Here is a 15,388-nt window from a genome sequence, read left to right on the forward strand (position 1 = left end):
CCTTCTTTTTTACACAAATTATTTGTTTACACGGATAAATACAGGACCACTTCCGATATAAGCAGATGCTTCAACGGTCGTTCCGCCCTTCCATCCACCATGAACAGCCTGTCCGTTACCAACATATACAGCGATATGAGGAACTCCGGCACCGGCATCATCATAGTAAATTAAATCTCCCGGCTGTGGACTGCTTGTTACGCTACCCAGAGACATATACTCTGCCGGCCAGCCGTGGAAATAGATTCCCTGTGCTGCCAGTGCATTGGAAGCCAATGCTGTACAGTCCTGACCAACACCAAGCTGAGCCAGTGCTGCAGAAGCGATTCCGCCATCAGCAGTTCCCAGGTTTTTAGAAGAGCTTGCAGCTCTGCTACCGGAACCATTGCTTGCAGTATCTTCGCTGTCAGCTACATCTTCACTTGCGTTATCTGTAGTTTCAGCCTTTTCTTTTTTCTTGATTTTCTTTGCTACACCGTTTTTGTCAAACTTGTAACCAGCATATTCTGTCTTGGTTGCAGCCTGACCTTTTTTGTTGAAATAATACTTCTTACCGTCAATCGTCTTCCAACCCTTGGTCATGAAGCCGTAATCTGTGTAATAGTATTTCTCTCCGTCCTTCTTCACCCATCCGGTCGTAATCGTACCGTCATCGTTGAAGTTGTACTTTTTACCATCAATGGTTACAACGCCGGAAGCCAGAGAACCATCTTTTGTGAAGTAAACTTTCTTTCCGTTTACCTTGGTCCAACCGGTAACCAGTTTACCATCCTCGCCGAAGTTGTAAGTTTTGTTATCGATCTTCTGTACACCAGTAACAGCAACTCCAAATTCATTGTAGTATGTATCCTTTACTTCGTTCCATCCTGTCAGCAATACTCCAGATTTCTGGAATGTGTATTCATGACCATCGATGACCTGTTTTCCATTCACACGGTGACCTTCTGCATCAAAGTAGTAGGTAGAACCGTTGATTTCTTTCCAGGAACTTGTAATCGGATGACCCTCGTTGTTCAGGTAGTAGCTGCCAGCCTCATCAAATACCCATGAGCTTGTTTTTACCTGGCCTTCCATTTTGTAGACTCTGTCCGTGCCACTTCCGTGCCATCCGTCAGAATTTTGTGCCGCATATACCGTAGTTACTGCTGTTCCAGCTGTAGCCAGACACAGGACTAAAGCAACTTTCTTTGTGTTTTTTTCGATAAAATTCATGTTATCACCTCGACATCAACGCCCTCATTGTAACAAAGCGTTTTTTTATTTGCAACCCCTATTTTTTGAAAACTTACGATTTTGTCACTTTTCCGTCCCATCACGATTCCCTTTAAAAGCTTTGTTTATAGGCTGAAACCCGATTTTAGAAAATTTTAAAAAAGTTATGAAATTTTTTGTATTTCTTCCGTTTTTCATCCGAAATGCGTCAGAAACACAAAAAGGAGCCGTAGCCCCTTTTTATTGTTTTTTGCTTTTTACGGTCTGCGGATTGCCGTGATACTCTGTCCGCTGTTGTTGCTCCAGAAGCTTACAGAGGATGTGATAACTCCTGTAGATGGATTCGTTGCATGAACCATCTGTCCGCCGCCTACGTAAATGGATACGTGTGCACCACCGCTCCATACAATCAGATCGCCTGGCTGCATATTGCCGTAGGATACCGCTGAACCGACACTTGCCTGTCCGCCTGCTGTTCTCGGGATGCTGATGCCTGCCTGTGCATAGGCATAGGAGGTCAGACCGGAGCAGTCAAAGCCTGCAGGTGAGGATCCGCCCCAAACGTAAGGGGAGCCTACCATGGAAGCCGCAATGCCTGCCGCACTGGAGTTGCTTCCGGAACCTGCCGGATTCAGATTTGCACTTGAGGAGGAAGAGCTGCTTGAAGCCGCCGCGGAGCTGTTGCCAGCTGTGCGTGTGCTCTGTACATTCTCATTGCTTTCTGTTGTTTCTTCTTTTTTCTTCTCTTTGATTTTCTTCGCCACACCGTTCTTATCAAACTTGTAGCCTGCGTACTTCGTGCTGGTTGCTGCCTGTCCCTTGCGGTTGAAATAGTATTTCTTTCCGTCAATGGTCTTCCAACCCTTTGTCATAAAGCCATACTTGTCGTAATAGTATTTTTCTCCGTCTTTTTTCACCCAGCCACTCTGTAAGGAACCGTCGCTGGAGAAGTTATAGGTTTTTCCGTCAATCTCTGTTTTCGCTGTTGCCAGTGAGCCGTCTTTTTTGAAGTACAGCTTCTTTCCATCTACCGTCTGCCATCCGCTGACAATGTTTCCGTCCTTATCGAACAGATACTGTTTTTCATCAATTGTCTGCAGACCGTTCAGCTTTTCGCCGAATTCGCTGTAGTAGGATGTTTTTGTCTGATTCCAGCCGGTCAGCAGTACGCCGGATTTCTGGAACTGATATTCATGACCGTCAATGACCTGTTTTCCGTTCACACGGTGTCCTTCGGAGTCGAAGTAGTAAACAGAGCCGTTGATGGTCTTCCATTCGCTGATAATCGGATGCCCGTCTGCATCCAGGTAGAAGCTTCCGCTTTCGTCAAACAGCCATGAGCTGGTCTTGACAGCGCCTTCCTCTTTGTAAATGCGGTCCGCTCCGGTTCCATGCCATCCGTCCGCATTAGTGGCAGCATATACAGTTGTGACTGCAGTTCCAGCTGTTGCCAGGCACAGAATCAGCGCCACTTTTTTGGTATGTTTTTCAATAAAATTCATGTTGTCACCTCACAGTTTTGCATTCTAACAGAGAAAATTCCTTTTTGCAAACCCATTTTCTGTAAAATGTGCCAAAAGAATGCGTACAGTGAAATGACACAACAGCAAATCGCCGCTTATTCATGGGCTTTTTTACTGTTCGGCAGGATATATAAAATTTTTTTGATTTTTTTTATACCCTACTCTTTTTTGAACCAGTAGACAGAGCCTTCGGAATCTTCCGTACCGGTGATGGGATTCACTCGTTTTTCCTGAATGCCGTCACTGGGCTGATACCAGACACCCTTACGTTTTTTGTATAATCCGTTAAAGGTATCCTTGAAGATATCCTTGCTGATGGTGTAATACTGCTTTTCCAGTTCGCGGTTATCATCGAAGCCGCTCCAGATGCCTACGGTATATTCCGGATTAAAGCCCATAACCAGTGAATCCCAGTCGCTGGTGCCTGATTTAGCCGCTACGGTGATATCCGGCTCATGCCCGTACATGCTTGGGAAGGTATAGGATTTATTGCGGATATCGAAGGTCGAGGTCATCATCTGATTCAGTATCAGTGTTTCATCCCGCTGGAGCAGCCGTTTCGGCTGAACCTCACGCTTGTATACAACATCATTCCCGCTGGTGATATGAGAAATGAGCGCAGGCTTAACATACAGACCCTCGGAAGCAAAGGTATTGTAAATACGGCTCAGCTCCAGCAGCGACATATTCACGGTGCCGAGCGCCTCACTTGGATTCGGAGAGGATTGACGGATGTTGAAATCAAGCAGTGCGTTGTGCAGTGTATCCACACCGAGAAAAAGCTGTGTTTTTACGGCGTAGATATTGTCACTCAGGGAAATGGCATTGATCATGGAAATTTTTCCGTTCGCATAGACATTGCCGTAATTGGTCGGCGCATACTCCTCATCATCGGATACGCGGAAGGTCGTCTTCTGTGAGGTGAATTGCGTGGATGGGGTAAAGCCCTGCTGGAGGGCGCAGTAATACAGCAGCGGCTTGATGGTACTGGCGACCTGTCGGGAGGAATAGATGGCGCGATTGTATTGTGAAATCGTATAATCCTTTCCTCCAACCATAGCCATTACGTTTCCGGTGAAGGGCTGTGTGATAATGCCGGCTACCTCCAGCTCACTGCTTAAATCCACATGCTTCGTGACAGCATTGCTCAGCTGCATTTGTACTTTTGGGTCATAATAGGTGTGTACATGAATTTCCCGGTTCAAATCGATATTCAGCTTGCTGAGCTCCTGAATAACCGCATCAATGTAGTATTCATCAATGCCGTAGGTACTGATGTTTACATTGGTGGAAAGCTTCAGCTTTTCCTTTTTGGCTGCTTCATACTGCTTTGATGTAATGACATCGTTATTCTTCAAAACCTCCAGAATCAAATGCTCCCGCTTGATTGCATTGTCCTTGTGCAGAAACGGGGAATAAATACTGGGGCCGTTCGGTATTCCTATCAGCATGGCAGTTTCCGCTATGCTGAGCTGATTCAGCTTTTTATCAAAGAAATACTCTGCGGCAGCATTCACACCATACACACCGTGTCCGAAATAGACCGTGTTCAGATAGCCCTCCAGAATGTCCTTTTTGCTGTACTGCATTTCCAGACGGGCTGCATAAAAAAATTCCTGCACTTTCCTCGATAAGGTCTGTTCATTTGTCAGAAACAGATTTTTTGCATATTGCTGTGTGATCGTGGAGCCGCCCTGTCGGATATCCCCATGAATGAGATTGGTACCCAGCGCCTTTGTAATGCGCACAGGATCAAAGCCGGCATGGTAGTAGAAACGTTTGTCCTCTACACTCACAAACGCATCCTGAACAAATTCGGGAATATCATCAATGGACGTCCACTGCATATTTTTTTTGAAATTGGATTCGTATATGATATCGCCGTTCACATCATAGATTGTAATGTTCTTTCTCTGTTCATCCAGCGGTAGTCGATTGAACAGGGCGTAGGCATAGACACATACAATCAGTGTGAGCAGTGCGAAGATCATTCCAAACACCAGCTTGCGGATTCTTTTCATAGCAACACCTCGTATGCTATTAGTGTGAGCTTTTATGCGTGCTTTAAACACAAAATATGAAAGTGGTATACACCATCCACTAATATTCTATAATTATAATATACTATGATTGATATAATAACTCGTTGATGGAAGGTTAGCTGAGATGAAGATATATTTTTCCTGTACGAAATAAAATTGCCAACTCCTGCTGAACAGAAAATCATATTTGAAATAGAGTCTATTTTATATTATAAAATTATAATATATCAATTATACTATAACTTATGCAGAAAACGTTAGGGGAAATGATAAAGAGCTTTAGGAGACTGTTTTTGTGAATTCACACCCTATATAATATAAGGAAGAGTTTTTTTGAAAAATGAATCATCAGAACCAGAGTGACTATATAATATAAGGAAGAGTTTTTTTCTGGATTTAAATGATTGGAAGTAAAAGGATGGAGAATTGTCGGAATGGATTATTGTATTGTATAATAGATAATCCCTTGTACGCAATCTGATTCTCAAAGTGGAATATGCTTATATATTCTAAAAGTATAATATGGTTTTGCATTGATTACTGTTATTCCACTATTATAATAATATGCGCGATTTGATAAAAATGTTCTGTATGCATATTTTGTGCGTAAAGTGGCAGTTAAAATTTTAAAGAGAAAAAGTGAAAAAAAGGTTGCACGATATTCAATTTCTGCTATAATGCTCATGATAAGTGGTGACAGCATGAAAAAGCATATCGTAGTAAAACAGAAACATCTTTACACAGAAGAGCGGAACCTCATGTTTGTAGGACAGGCTTTTTTTTCGGATTCAGACGGCTGTCTTCGGCTTTCCTACAAGGAACGCGGCAGCAATACTGCGGTCAGCGTTGAGGCTGAGAACGAGGAGCTTCGCATTCAACGGGACGGAGAACTCATGACACGGCTGACGTTTCAGCATAAAAAGCAGACGACAGGTTCTATTCTGTCAGAATTTGGAACGATCGATATTGGAGTTTTTACGCATAAATATATAAAAAGAGAAAATATTATAGCCATTGAATATGATATTCTAAGCGGTGACGAGGTCACGGACGGATATCGTATCCTTTGGATTTTAAAGGAGGATAAGGTGTGAATCAGATTGAGAGCAACTTAAAGCAGGCATTGCACAATGCCGTGCAGAAAGCATTTGATACAGAGCTTGATACAGCGAGCATTGTAATTGAAATACCAAAGGACAAAAGTCATGGTGATTACTCTACGAATGTGGCAATGCAATTGACCCGGGTATTAAAAAATAATCCGCGTAAAATCGCAGAGGCTGTTGTTGAGGCACTGGATAAAGCGGCGGCAGATATCGAAAGCTGTGAAATTGCAGGACCCGGCTTTATCAACTTCACAATCAAGAACACATCCCTTGCACAGATCATAACGAGGGTTCTGCAGGAGCAGGATAACTACGGAAACAGCAACGATGGACAAGGTCTGAAGGTGAATGTGGAATATGTTTCTGCGAATCCGACAGGTGATTTGCATCTGGGTCATGCAAGAGGTGCCGCGTGGGGTGACAGCATCACCCGTTTGATGAAAGCAAGCGGATATGATGTGTGCCGTGAATATTATGTTAATGATGCCGGAAATCAGATTGTAAATCTCGGCAAGAGTCTGCAGGCGAGATACCGTGAGCATCTGGGTCTGGATTTTGATCTGCCGGAGGATGGCTATCACGGGGAAGATGTTAAAAACATCGCAATTGCGATTGCGGAAGAATATAAGGATGCCTATGTAGAATACAGCGATGCCAACCTGAAATTCTTTAAGGAAAAGGGGATTGCATTCGAGCTTGATAAAATACGGCGTGATCTGGATAACTTCCGGGTGCACTTCGATGTATGGAGCAGTGAACAAAGCATTCGTGATGAAGGAAAGGTCGAAAAGGCACTGGAGGTATTGCATGAAAAGGGTCTTACGTATGAAGAAGACGGTGCCCTCTGGTTTGCGACAACACGTTTCGGGGATGATAAGGACCGTGTTCTTAGAAAAAAGGATGGCTCCTACACATATCTGGTACCTGATATAGCATATCATAAGGATAAGTTGGATCGTGGCTATGATCTGCTCGTGGATTTGCTTGGTGCCGATCATCACGGATATATTCCCCGTCTGAAAGCGAGCATTGAAGCATTGGGAAATAACCCGGACAAGCTGCAGGTGGATATTATCCAGATGGTACGCCTTGTTGAAAACGGTGAAGAGGTCAAGATGAGCAAGCGTCTTGGAAACGCGGTAACCATTCGGGAACTCTGTGAAGAGGTCGGTGTGGATGCCGTACGCTATTTCTTTGTCCAGCGCGCCGTGGATACACACCTGGATTTTGATCTGGGGCTTGCCAGAAAACAGAGCAATGACAACCCTGTATACTATGCGCAGTATGCACACGCCCGTATCTGTTCGATTCTGCGACAGGCTTCCGAAATTGCGGAGGCGCAGTCCTTTGAGCTGCTGACGCATGAAAAGGAAATCGCACTGATGAAGTATATCAATGAATTTACGAATGTAGTAAGCGATGCTGCACGTTCCCGTGCACCGCATAAGGTATGCAATTATATTCAGAAGCTGGCACAGCATTTCCATAGCTTCTATAATGTATGCAAGGTAATAGATCCTCAGCAGCCGGAACTTTCTTCCCAGCGACTGGCACTGCTGAAAGCCACAAAGATCACATTGAAGAATGCCTTATATCTAATCGGCGTTGACGCCATTGAAAAAATGTAGGAGGAGCATGAAGTTATTATGAAAAAGTCTATGGTCGATGTAGCATATGATTTGATGTCTACGAAGAAGAAAGCTATTGTATTCCTGAAGCTGTGGGAAGAAGTCTGCCAGGTTATGGCATTTACGAAGCAGCAGGAGGAAGACAATATCGCACAGTTTTACAGTGATCTGTCGCTGGATGACCGATTTGTAAATGTCGGAGAAAACAAATGGGACCTCAGAGAACGCCACACCTATCATGAAGTTGTTGTGGATACGGAAGAAATCCTTATCGATGAGGAGGCTGACGATGACTACGAGGAAGACGATGCTGCAAAAGCAGGGGATGAAGAATTCTAAAAAGGATGCATCCCCTTTTTTCATGCCTCTAAGCCGTTATCAGCATGTGCTATGGAAGCATAGCAGCATACTGCTTTTGGAAAATCAGGGAAGGAAGGCCGTCATCCTACGGATGCCTGCCATGGCTGCTGTGATATAAAAGGTTTTCCGTAAGCAAACTTGAAATATGCCCTTTTTTGAAAATATGTGTCCAAAAGCTTTTCAAAAGGGGAAAAATGCAGTAGAATAATAGTGTTAAGAGACTAAAGGAGGAATTTGATTATGGCATTAGTATCCGCAACAGAAATGCTGAATAAAGCACACGAAGGTCATTACGCAGTTGGTGCTTTCAACATTAACAACCTTGAATGGACAAAGATGATTTTACTGGCAGCTGAAGAAGCTAAATCTCCGGTTATGTTAGGAGTATCTGAAGGTGCTGCTAAATACATGTGTGGATTTAAGACTGTAGTAGCTATGGTTAAAGAAGTTCACGACAGCCTGGGAATCACTGTACCGGTTGCTCTGCATCTGGATCACGGAAGCTACGAAGGTGCAAAAGCCTGTATCGAAGCTGGATTCACATCTGTAATGTTCGACGGTTCACACTATGCATTCGAAGAAAACCTGGCAAAATCCAAGGAAATGATCGAACTGGCTCATTCTAAAGGATTATCCATCGAATGTGAAGTTGGTGGAATCGGTGGTGAAGAAGATGGTGTTGCTTCCATGGGTGAGCTTGCTGATCCTCAGGAATGTAAGACAATCGCTGAGCTGGGAGTAGACTTCCTGGCTGCCGGAATCGGTAATATCCACGGAAAATACCCTGCTGACTGGGCTGGTCTGAACTTTGAACGTCTGGGAGAAATCCAGGATGTAACAAACGGAAAACCACTGGTACTGCATGGTGGATCAGGAATTCCTGCTGATCAGATTGCTAAGGCTATCTCTTTAGGTGTTTCCAAGATCAACGTTAACACTGAGCTGCAGCTGGTATTCGCAGATGCTACTCGTAAATATGTTGAAGCTGGAAAAGACCTGGAAGGTAAGGGCTACGACCCTCGTAAACTGCTGAAGCCAGGATGCGATGCAATCAAAGATAAAGTTACATCTATGATGAAAGAATTCGGTTCTTACGGTAAAGCTGAATAATCAAACAAAACGAAACGGCAGATATCTGCCGTTTTTCAAAACTGAGGCTGATGGGCGGTAAAAGCTGTCATTTCGGCAAGGTATATGGGGTATGCTGCAAAAAAGCATGCTCCTTTTTTTTCTCTGCTACGTTTGATTTTCCCGGGAAATAGCGATTTCTTTTCAAACTATATAAGGATAGAATCTATAATTGTACAGATTGTGTCAAAAGATGTGAAAAGATTTGGATTTGATTTTGAAAGCTATGCTTGTTATTTTATAAATAGAAACATTCGATTCTGATATCGTAGGAGTGATGGTATGAATAAAATTATGCTTCTCGTCTTACTGACGATTATTATGATAGCGGTAGCCGTTCCCTTTGTTATTCGCAGCCTTTTATGGAACAGAGTATTGAAACTGCTTCATAACGGGCAGTACGATAAGGTTCTCATCATGCTGAACAGCAAAGCGTTTCAGCTGTTTTTTAAGGAGTATGACCGTAACTGGAACACGCTGCGTGTTTATCTGGCACAGGGAAATAACCGTAAAATTGAAGAACAGACCAAAAAGCTGCTTGACAGCCGACTTACAAATGCGCAGGCATATCAGATAGCCAGTCAAACCTATTTTTATTTCCTTGACCGGGAAAACCGAGATGTATGTGAACGGCTGCTCTCATATATTGAAAAAAGCGCAGGGGAGGAAGAACTTTTATATGATCGAATGCTGTTTCGCATCATGATTGAAAAAAAGAGTGAAGATATCGCAGAAATGGAAGCACTCCTTGAGAAAAAGGAAGCAGAAAAAATAAAAAAAGATCAAAAGCAGGATCAGCAGGTACAGATGGGTATTCTACAATATCTGCTTGGACTTCAGTATTCCTACCAGAAAAACCGCCGACAGATGGAGCTGTATCTGAACAAAGCCAGAGTGAATCTGAAGGGTACGCCATACCATAAAAAAGTCAAACAGCTATTGAATAAAGCATGATTTCGTTTAAGACGCGGGAGGAATTGCATGAATATTATGTTGAATCTTGACAAGCGCTGTCAGGAAATCTTAAAAAGGCTAATGTATGCCGGAGGATATCTGAAAATACAGGATCTTGCAGATGAAATGCAGATATCAAGACGCAGTGTGTATTATGATATCACTAAAATCAATGAATGGCTGGAGGATCAGGAAATCGATCCGCTTGTTCAGGAACGCGGCAAGGGTATTTTTGTCAGCAGTGAGCAGTCCAGAAGGATACAGGAGGCAATGAGTGATCAGGGGAGTGATAACTATCATGTCTTTACCCCGGATGAGCGAAACCGGATTGAGATATGTGCAATCATTATCCGTTCCCATCCGCTGTATATAGAGAATTTCATGGAGGTATGTCAGGTCAGCAGAAATACGGTGATCAATGATCTGAAAAATGTCATACGATTCCTTGAAAATTACAATCTGGAGCTGACCTACGATATCAAAAGCGGCTATCGTATTGCTGGAGACACGATTAAGAAGCGTGCAATTTTCTTTATGCTGTTTCCATCCTTATGGGAGTATTATGACCGGCAGGTTGTCCTTGCGGAAAATGAGCAGTATATCCGTGAAATTCTGGTAAAGCTGAAGAAAATTGAAAGTGAGCTGCATGCGGAATATGTCAGCGGGGTACTGCCGACACTTGCTGTTTTTATGTCTGCTATTGACAAGCGCAGTGATCAGCTGACGTTCTCGGATATGGATGAGGAGGAGATTGTAGAAACAAAGGAATATCAGCTTGTTTCACAGTATTTTCCGGATTTGGAAAATGGTGAGAAGATTTATGTAACTCTGCATCTGCTGGGGTCGAGACTGCAGACGATTCCTGTCAATGTCATGAAGGAGCAGGATGAAACCTACGAGATTTCCAAGAACCTTGTTCATGAATTTGAACGCCTGACCTGTATATTCTTTGATCAGGAGGAGGAGCTGGTGGATGCGATCAATGCGCATCTGAAAACATCCCTGTATCGCTATCGATACGGTATTCAGCTGGGAAATCCGATGCTGAACAGCATCAAGACGGAGTATGAGGAGCTTTACGAAATTACAAAAAAATCCTGTGAATATCTGGAAAAGAAGCTGGGCTGTCTGATATCCGATGCAGAGGTAGCCTACATTACACTGCATTTTGGTGCATTTCTGACGACCAATCAGACACAGAAGCGCAATCTGCGTATCCTGATCATCTGTCCAAACGGAATCGGAACAGGAAATATGCTGCGTAATGAGGTGGCTTCACTTGTGCCGCAGGCAACTGAAATCGTGAACCTTCCGTTGAGTCAGTACGAGGAAAATCATGATTTTGATGTTGTGATATCCACCGTCGTCCTTCCGAAGGAAAAGAAGCTGATTGTCGTACATCCGATTCTGACAGATCAGGACAGGGTTACCATACTGCGTAACTGCATGTATACCGAACCGCAGGCCAATCTGCAGATACAGGAGATTGTGCGACTGGCAACCAGTTATATTCCATCCTCCAAGCTGGATGAGTTTGAAAAAGATTTGCAGGATTACTATTCCAGCATACAGATTCGTACGGTGCCCCACCGTAATTTCGGTCAGAATCTCGTATATTATCTCAAGCCCTCCCATATTCAGATTTGCCGGGAGGATTGTGACTGGGAAGAGGCTCTGCGTCTGTCCTGCCGTCCGCTTCTGATGGAGGACTCCATTACACAGGAGTATGTGGAGGCAATCGTGGAGGATCAGAGAAACCGCGGTCTGATGATGTTTCTAGCAGACGGACTCGTGCTTGCGCATGCAGCGATTGAAAAGGGTGTGAAGCTGCTTGATGTGGCCTTATGCACCTTTAAGCATCCGGTTACCTTTCTGAATGGAAAGCAGGCACGCATCATCATCGTATTATGTGCGGAGGATCAGACCAAGCATATCCGCATCCTGAATGATGTGCTGAATATATTTTCAAAAAAGAAGAGTATTGAGCAGCTGGCAGCATTGGAAAGCAGTGAGGATATTCAGAGCTATATTCGCGCGCATACACAGGAAAATGAAGATTAATTTGCACTTAAGCGATTACAAATTGCACGATATCTAACATTTTGCACAAAAACGGGAAAACAATTGGTCTTGTATTTCCAACCGAAAAAAAAGATAATGAAAACGTAAAGAGGTAAGGTTATGACATCTATGGAAAAACTGTTACAGGAAAAAAACTGTTACCTGAGAGATCGGGTGCAGGACTGGAAAGAAGCTGTTCACATTGCATGTGAACCACTGATCGAGCAGAATTACTGCACAACGGCATATGAAGCTGCCATTTACGAAATCACAGAAAGGCTTGGTCCATACTATGTACTCTGTGAGAACCTGGCCCTGATTCACGCCAGCAACCAATCCGGTGTCAATGACACACAGATGGCTGTGACCGTGCTCAAGGAGCCGGTGAAATTCAAGCCGGACGGATATGATGTCCGTGTACTGGTAACACTGGTTGCCAAAGACAGTGAATCCCACATGGAAGGGATTCAGGCTGTATCCAACATCTTCTCCGATGAGAAGAAGGTTCAGGAAATTCTGGACGCAACATGCCCGAAGGAAATATTCGACCTGTTTGTTTCCAACGCATGTGAAAAATAGCGTTAACCATTTGAAAGGGAGGATTTACACATATGTTAGAATTTATTATCAACATACTGTCCACACCTGCAATTCTTGTAGGTCTGATGTCTTTGCTGGGTCTTGCGCTTCAGCGTAAACCAATCGAAGATATTGTCAAGGGAACCGTTAAAACAATCGTCGGCTTCCTCGTATTATCTGCCGGAGCTTCGTTCCTGCAGTCCGGATCATTGAATGCGTTCGGTGATTTGTTCAATTATGCATTTAGTATGCAGGGGGTTGTACCAAACAATGAAGCCATTGTTTCTCTGGCTCTGAAGGACTTCGCTACAGATACTGCTTATATCATGTGTCTGGGTATGGTCTTCAATATCATTATGGCTCGTTTCTCAAGAATGCACTACATTTTCTTAACAGGTCATCATACTCTTTACATGGCATGTATGCTTGCCGTTATTCTGAATGTCGGTGGTCTTACCAGCTGGCAGCTGTGGCTGGGCGGCGGACTTCTGCTTGGCTTCATCATGGCATTCTCTCCTGCGTTCTGTCAGCCGACAATGCGCAAGATTACAAAAACGGATGAGCTTGGCTTCGGTCACTTCGGTGGTGCCGGATACTGGTTTGCTGCACAGTGTGGGAAGCTGTTCAAGGGCAAAGGGAAATCAACAGAGGAAGTTAACTTCCCTCAGCGTCTGACATTCCTGCGTGATACAACCGTAGCAATCGGTCTTACGATGGTTATCTTTTTCCTGATCGTTACAACTGTGGCGGTAAGCAAGGGTATCCTGAGTGCTGATGCTGCAGCTGTTCTTGAAAAATATCCAAACCTGGCTGGTCTGCTGAACGTTGGGGCTGAAACAAAGACACACTGGGCTGTATGGGCTATTACAAGCGGTCTGAGCTTCGCCGGTGGTGTTTACATCATCCTGAGCGGTGTTCGTCTGATCGTTGGTGAAATCGTTCCTGCATTCCGTGGTATTGCTGAAAAGCTGGTGCCGGGTGCTGTACCTGCAATTGACTGTCCGGTCGTATTCCCTTATGCACCAAACGCTGTACTGATTGGATTCCTGGTATCCTTCCTTGGCGGTATCGTAGGTCTGTTCATTCTTGGATTCATCGATTCCAGCATCATGAGCGTTGCATTGATTCTGCCTGGTGTTATTCCTCACTTCTTCTGTGGAGCAACCGCCGGTGTATTCGCAAATGCTGAGGGTGGATTAAAGGGCTGTGTATTTGGAAGCTTCATGCACGGGTTACTGATTACCTTCCTGCCTGCAATCTGTATGCCGGTTATGGGTTCTTTGAACTTCGCTAACTGTACATTCTCTGATGCAGACTTCTCCTGGATGGGAATCGTCTTCGGAAATATCGCTCAGATTGTTCAGGGCGTTGGTCTGTTAGGTGTCTGTGCGGTTGTATTCCTGATTCCTATCGTGTACAATTATGTTGCACCTAAGAAAGCAAAAAAAGCTGAATAGGCTTTAGAAAGAAGGAAAATAAATTATGGAAATCAGAAGCATTATGTGTTGCTGCGGACAGGGACTTGGAAGCAGCATGATCGTCAGCATGAATGTCGAAAAAGCTCTGAAGAAGCTGGGTGTATCCGGTGTAAAGGTTGAGCATACGGCAATCGGTGAAGTAACAGAAGGAAGTGCTGACCTGTTTGTCATCGGAGCAGACCTTGCACCTCAGATGACGAGCTACAAAAACAAGATCATCTTAAATCAGCTTATGGATATGAATGAAATCGAAACCAAGCTGAAAGAAGTATTCGGTCTTTAAAAAAACGGAAAAAGAAGGCTGTTTCTTCCATCCTTCTTTTTCTTCACAAATTTTTGATAAAAAACAGCAGAAATAAGCGTGAAAACTGGAGCATCGCTAATTGTACAGCGAACGTAAAAAGAGCAGTACCATACATTGCCTGAAGGCTTGCACGCTATCTGAAAAGGAGGTAATAGCATTGGAAACATCACAACTGAAGGAATTGCAGGTATTTGCTGCACAACTGCGAATGGATATACTGGAAATGCTGGAACACAGAGGATACGGACATTTGGGAGGTTCTCTATCCATCGTTGAACTGATGAGTGTTCTGTATGGTAAACAGCTGCATGTGGATCCGAAAAACCCGAAGATGGAGGATCGCGATATGGTCGTTTTATCAAAGGGTCATGCGGGACCTGCCTGGTACTGTGCGCTGGCAGAGAAGGGCTTTTTCGACAAGGAATGGCTGATGACACTGAATGATGGTGGTACAAGACTTCCAAGTCATCCCGACCGTACAAAAACTCCGGGTGTTGACATGACAACCGGATCTCTGGGACAGGGTACAAGTGCTGCTGCAGGTATTGCGACGGGGCTGCGTATGAAAGGATCAAGTCATTATGTCTACATGATTGTGGGAGATGGCGAGTTGAATGAAGGGCAGTGCTGGGAAGCCTTCCAGTATGTTGCTCATTATAAGCTGAATAACTGTATCGTGATTATTGACGATAACAAGCGGCAGCTTGACGGGTATACGAAGGATGTCATGAATCCTTTCAGTATTCCTGATAAGATGAAGGCATTCGGCTTTGATGTTCAGGTCGTAAAGGGAAATGACATTGAAGCGATTGATGCGGCAATTGAACAGGCCAAAGCGGTAAAGGATCAGGCAGTATGTATCGTTCTGGATACGATCAAAGGACAGGGTGTACCGTACTTTGAAGAAATGGTATCCAATCATTCTGTTAAATTCAACAGTGATGAAGTTATCTATGAAACACATAAGGCGATTGCAGATTTAAAGCAATTTATTGAAAAGGAGGGACAGTAGA

General features: G+C 44.0%; 14 protein-coding genes. 11 read left to right on the forward strand and 3 right to left on the reverse strand.

What is annotated here, in order from left to right; genetic code table 11:
- Window positions 1-18: 18 nt before the first annotated feature.
- The 3 genes from G4D54_01485 to G4D54_01495 form a co-directional block, all read right to left on the reverse strand.
- A complete protein-coding gene (locus tag G4D54_01485; GenBank protein QJA01177.1) occupies window positions 19-1,212 on the reverse strand; it encodes a hypothetical protein in 1,194 nt (397 codons plus the stop codon).
- A gap of 257 nt (window positions 1,213-1,469) precedes the next feature.
- Window positions 1,470-2,714 (reverse strand): hypothetical protein, encoded by a 1,245-nt coding sequence (locus G4D54_01490; protein ID QJA01178.1) that lies wholly within the window; start codon window positions 2,712-2,714, stop codon window positions 1,470-1,472.
- A gap of 179 nt (window positions 2,715-2,893) precedes the next feature.
- The gene (locus G4D54_01495; protein ID QJA01179.1) at window positions 2,894-4,756 is read right to left on the reverse strand and encodes a penicillin-binding protein; all 1,863 of its coding nucleotides are present in this window, start codon (window positions 4,754-4,756) and stop codon (window positions 2,894-2,896) included.
- Between the two features lie 698 nt (window positions 4,757-5,454).
- On the opposite strand from G4D54_01495, the gene G4D54_01500 reads away from it, so the two are divergent.
- From G4D54_01500 to G4D54_01550, 11 genes are all read left to right on the forward strand, one after another.
- The gene (locus G4D54_01500) at window positions 5,455-5,871 is read left to right on the forward strand and encodes a DUF1934 domain-containing protein (protein ID QJA05136.1); all 417 of its coding nucleotides are present in this window, start codon (window positions 5,455-5,457) and stop codon (window positions 5,869-5,871) included.
- A complete protein-coding gene (locus G4D54_01505; GenBank protein ID QJA01180.1) occupies window positions 5,868-7,511 on the forward strand; it encodes an arginine--tRNA ligase in 1,644 nt (547 codons plus the stop codon). The genes G4D54_01500 and G4D54_01505 overlap by 4 nt, the downstream gene beginning before the upstream one ends.
- A gap of 18 nt (window positions 7,512-7,529) precedes the next feature.
- On the forward strand, window positions 7,530-7,850 hold the full coding sequence (rpoE, locus tag G4D54_01510) for a DNA-directed RNA polymerase subunit delta (GenBank protein QJA01181.1): 321 nt from the start codon (window positions 7,530-7,532) through the stop codon (window positions 7,848-7,850).
- Window positions 7,801-7,989: a hypothetical protein gene (locus G4D54_01515; protein QJA01182.1), complete on the forward strand. Its 189-nt coding sequence runs from the start codon at window positions 7,801-7,803 to the stop codon at window positions 7,987-7,989. Before rpoE ends, G4D54_01515 begins: the two co-directional genes overlap by 50 nt.
- A 122-nt stretch (window positions 7,990-8,111) precedes the next feature.
- On the forward strand, window positions 8,112-8,981 hold the full coding sequence (gene fba / locus G4D54_01520; GenBank protein QJA01183.1) for a class II fructose-1,6-bisphosphate aldolase: 870 nt from the start codon (window positions 8,112-8,114) through the stop codon (window positions 8,979-8,981).
- A gap of 300 nt (window positions 8,982-9,281) precedes the next feature.
- Complete coding sequence (locus G4D54_01525) at window positions 9,282-9,953, forward strand: hypothetical protein (protein ID QJA01184.1); 672 nt, start codon at window positions 9,282-9,284, stop codon at window positions 9,951-9,953.
- A gap of 27 nt (window positions 9,954-9,980) precedes the next feature.
- Window positions 9,981-12,014, forward strand: coding sequence for a transcription antiterminator (locus tag G4D54_01530; protein ID QJA01185.1), 2,034 nt, complete (start codon window positions 9,981-9,983; stop codon window positions 12,012-12,014).
- A 120-nt stretch (window positions 12,015-12,134) separates the two neighbouring features.
- Window positions 12,135-12,593, forward strand: coding sequence for a PTS sugar transporter subunit IIA (locus tag G4D54_01535; protein QJA01186.1), 459 nt, complete (start codon window positions 12,135-12,137; stop codon window positions 12,591-12,593).
- Between the two features lie 32 nt (window positions 12,594-12,625).
- Window positions 12,626-14,050 carry a PTS ascorbate transporter subunit IIC gene (locus G4D54_01540; GenBank protein ID QJA01187.1) on the forward strand — a complete coding sequence of 475 codons (1,425 nt, stop codon included), beginning with the start codon at window positions 12,626-12,628 and terminating at the stop codon, window positions 14,048-14,050.
- Between the two features lie 25 nt (window positions 14,051-14,075).
- Complete coding sequence (locus G4D54_01545; protein ID QJA01188.1) at window positions 14,076-14,354, forward strand: PTS sugar transporter subunit IIB; 279 nt, start codon at window positions 14,076-14,078, stop codon at window positions 14,352-14,354.
- 100 nt (window positions 14,355-14,454) lie between these two features.
- The gene (locus tag G4D54_01550; protein QJA01189.1) at window positions 14,455-15,387 is read left to right on the forward strand and encodes a transketolase; all 933 of its coding nucleotides are present in this window, start codon (window positions 14,455-14,457) and stop codon (window positions 15,385-15,387) included.
- The last annotated feature ends 1 nt before the right edge of the window (window position 15,388 follow it).

It is taken from the genome of [Clostridium] innocuum, assembly GCA_012317185.1.
Lineage (GTDB): Bacteria > Bacillota_I > Bacilli_A > Erysipelotrichales > Erysipelotrichaceae > Clostridium_AQ > Clostridium_AQ innocuum.

Bases quoted from the DNA above. Each gene is read 5' to 3' on its own strand.
- G4D54_01535 (QJA01186.1), top strand. From the start codon at position 12,135: ATGACATCTATGGAAAAACTGTTACAGGAAAAAAACTGTTACCTGAGA.
- fba (QJA01183.1), top strand. From the start codon at position 8,112: ATGGCATTAGTATCCGCAACAGAAATGCTGAATAAAGCACACGAAGGT.
- G4D54_01540 (QJA01187.1), top strand. From the start codon at position 12,626: ATGTTAGAATTTATTATCAACATACTGTCCACACCTGCAATTCTTGTA.
- G4D54_01495 (QJA01179.1), bottom strand. From the start codon at position 4,756: ATGAAAAGAATCCGCAAGCTGGTGTTTGGAATGATCTTCGCACTGCTC.
- G4D54_01525 (QJA01184.1), top strand. From the start codon at position 9,282: ATGAATAAAATTATGCTTCTCGTCTTACTGACGATTATTATGATAGCG.
- G4D54_01485 (QJA01177.1), bottom strand. From the start codon at position 1,212: ATGAATTTTATCGAAAAAAACACAAAGAAAGTTGCTTTAGTCCTGTGT.
- G4D54_01500 (QJA05136.1), top strand. From the start codon at position 5,455: ATGCTCATGATAAGTGGTGACAGCATGAAAAAGCATATCGTAGTAAAA.
- G4D54_01490 (QJA01178.1), bottom strand. From the start codon at position 2,714: ATGAATTTTATTGAAAAACATACCAAAAAAGTGGCGCTGATTCTGTGC.
- G4D54_01515 (QJA01182.1), top strand. From the start codon at position 7,801: ATGACTACGAGGAAGACGATGCTGCAAAAGCAGGGGATGAAGAATTCT.
- G4D54_01545 (QJA01188.1), top strand. From the start codon at position 14,076: ATGGAAATCAGAAGCATTATGTGTTGCTGCGGACAGGGACTTGGAAGC.
- G4D54_01530 (QJA01185.1), top strand. From the start codon at position 9,981: ATGAATATTATGTTGAATCTTGACAAGCGCTGTCAGGAAATCTTAAAA.
- rpoE (QJA01181.1), top strand. From the start codon at position 7,530: ATGAAAAAGTCTATGGTCGATGTAGCATATGATTTGATGTCTACGAAG.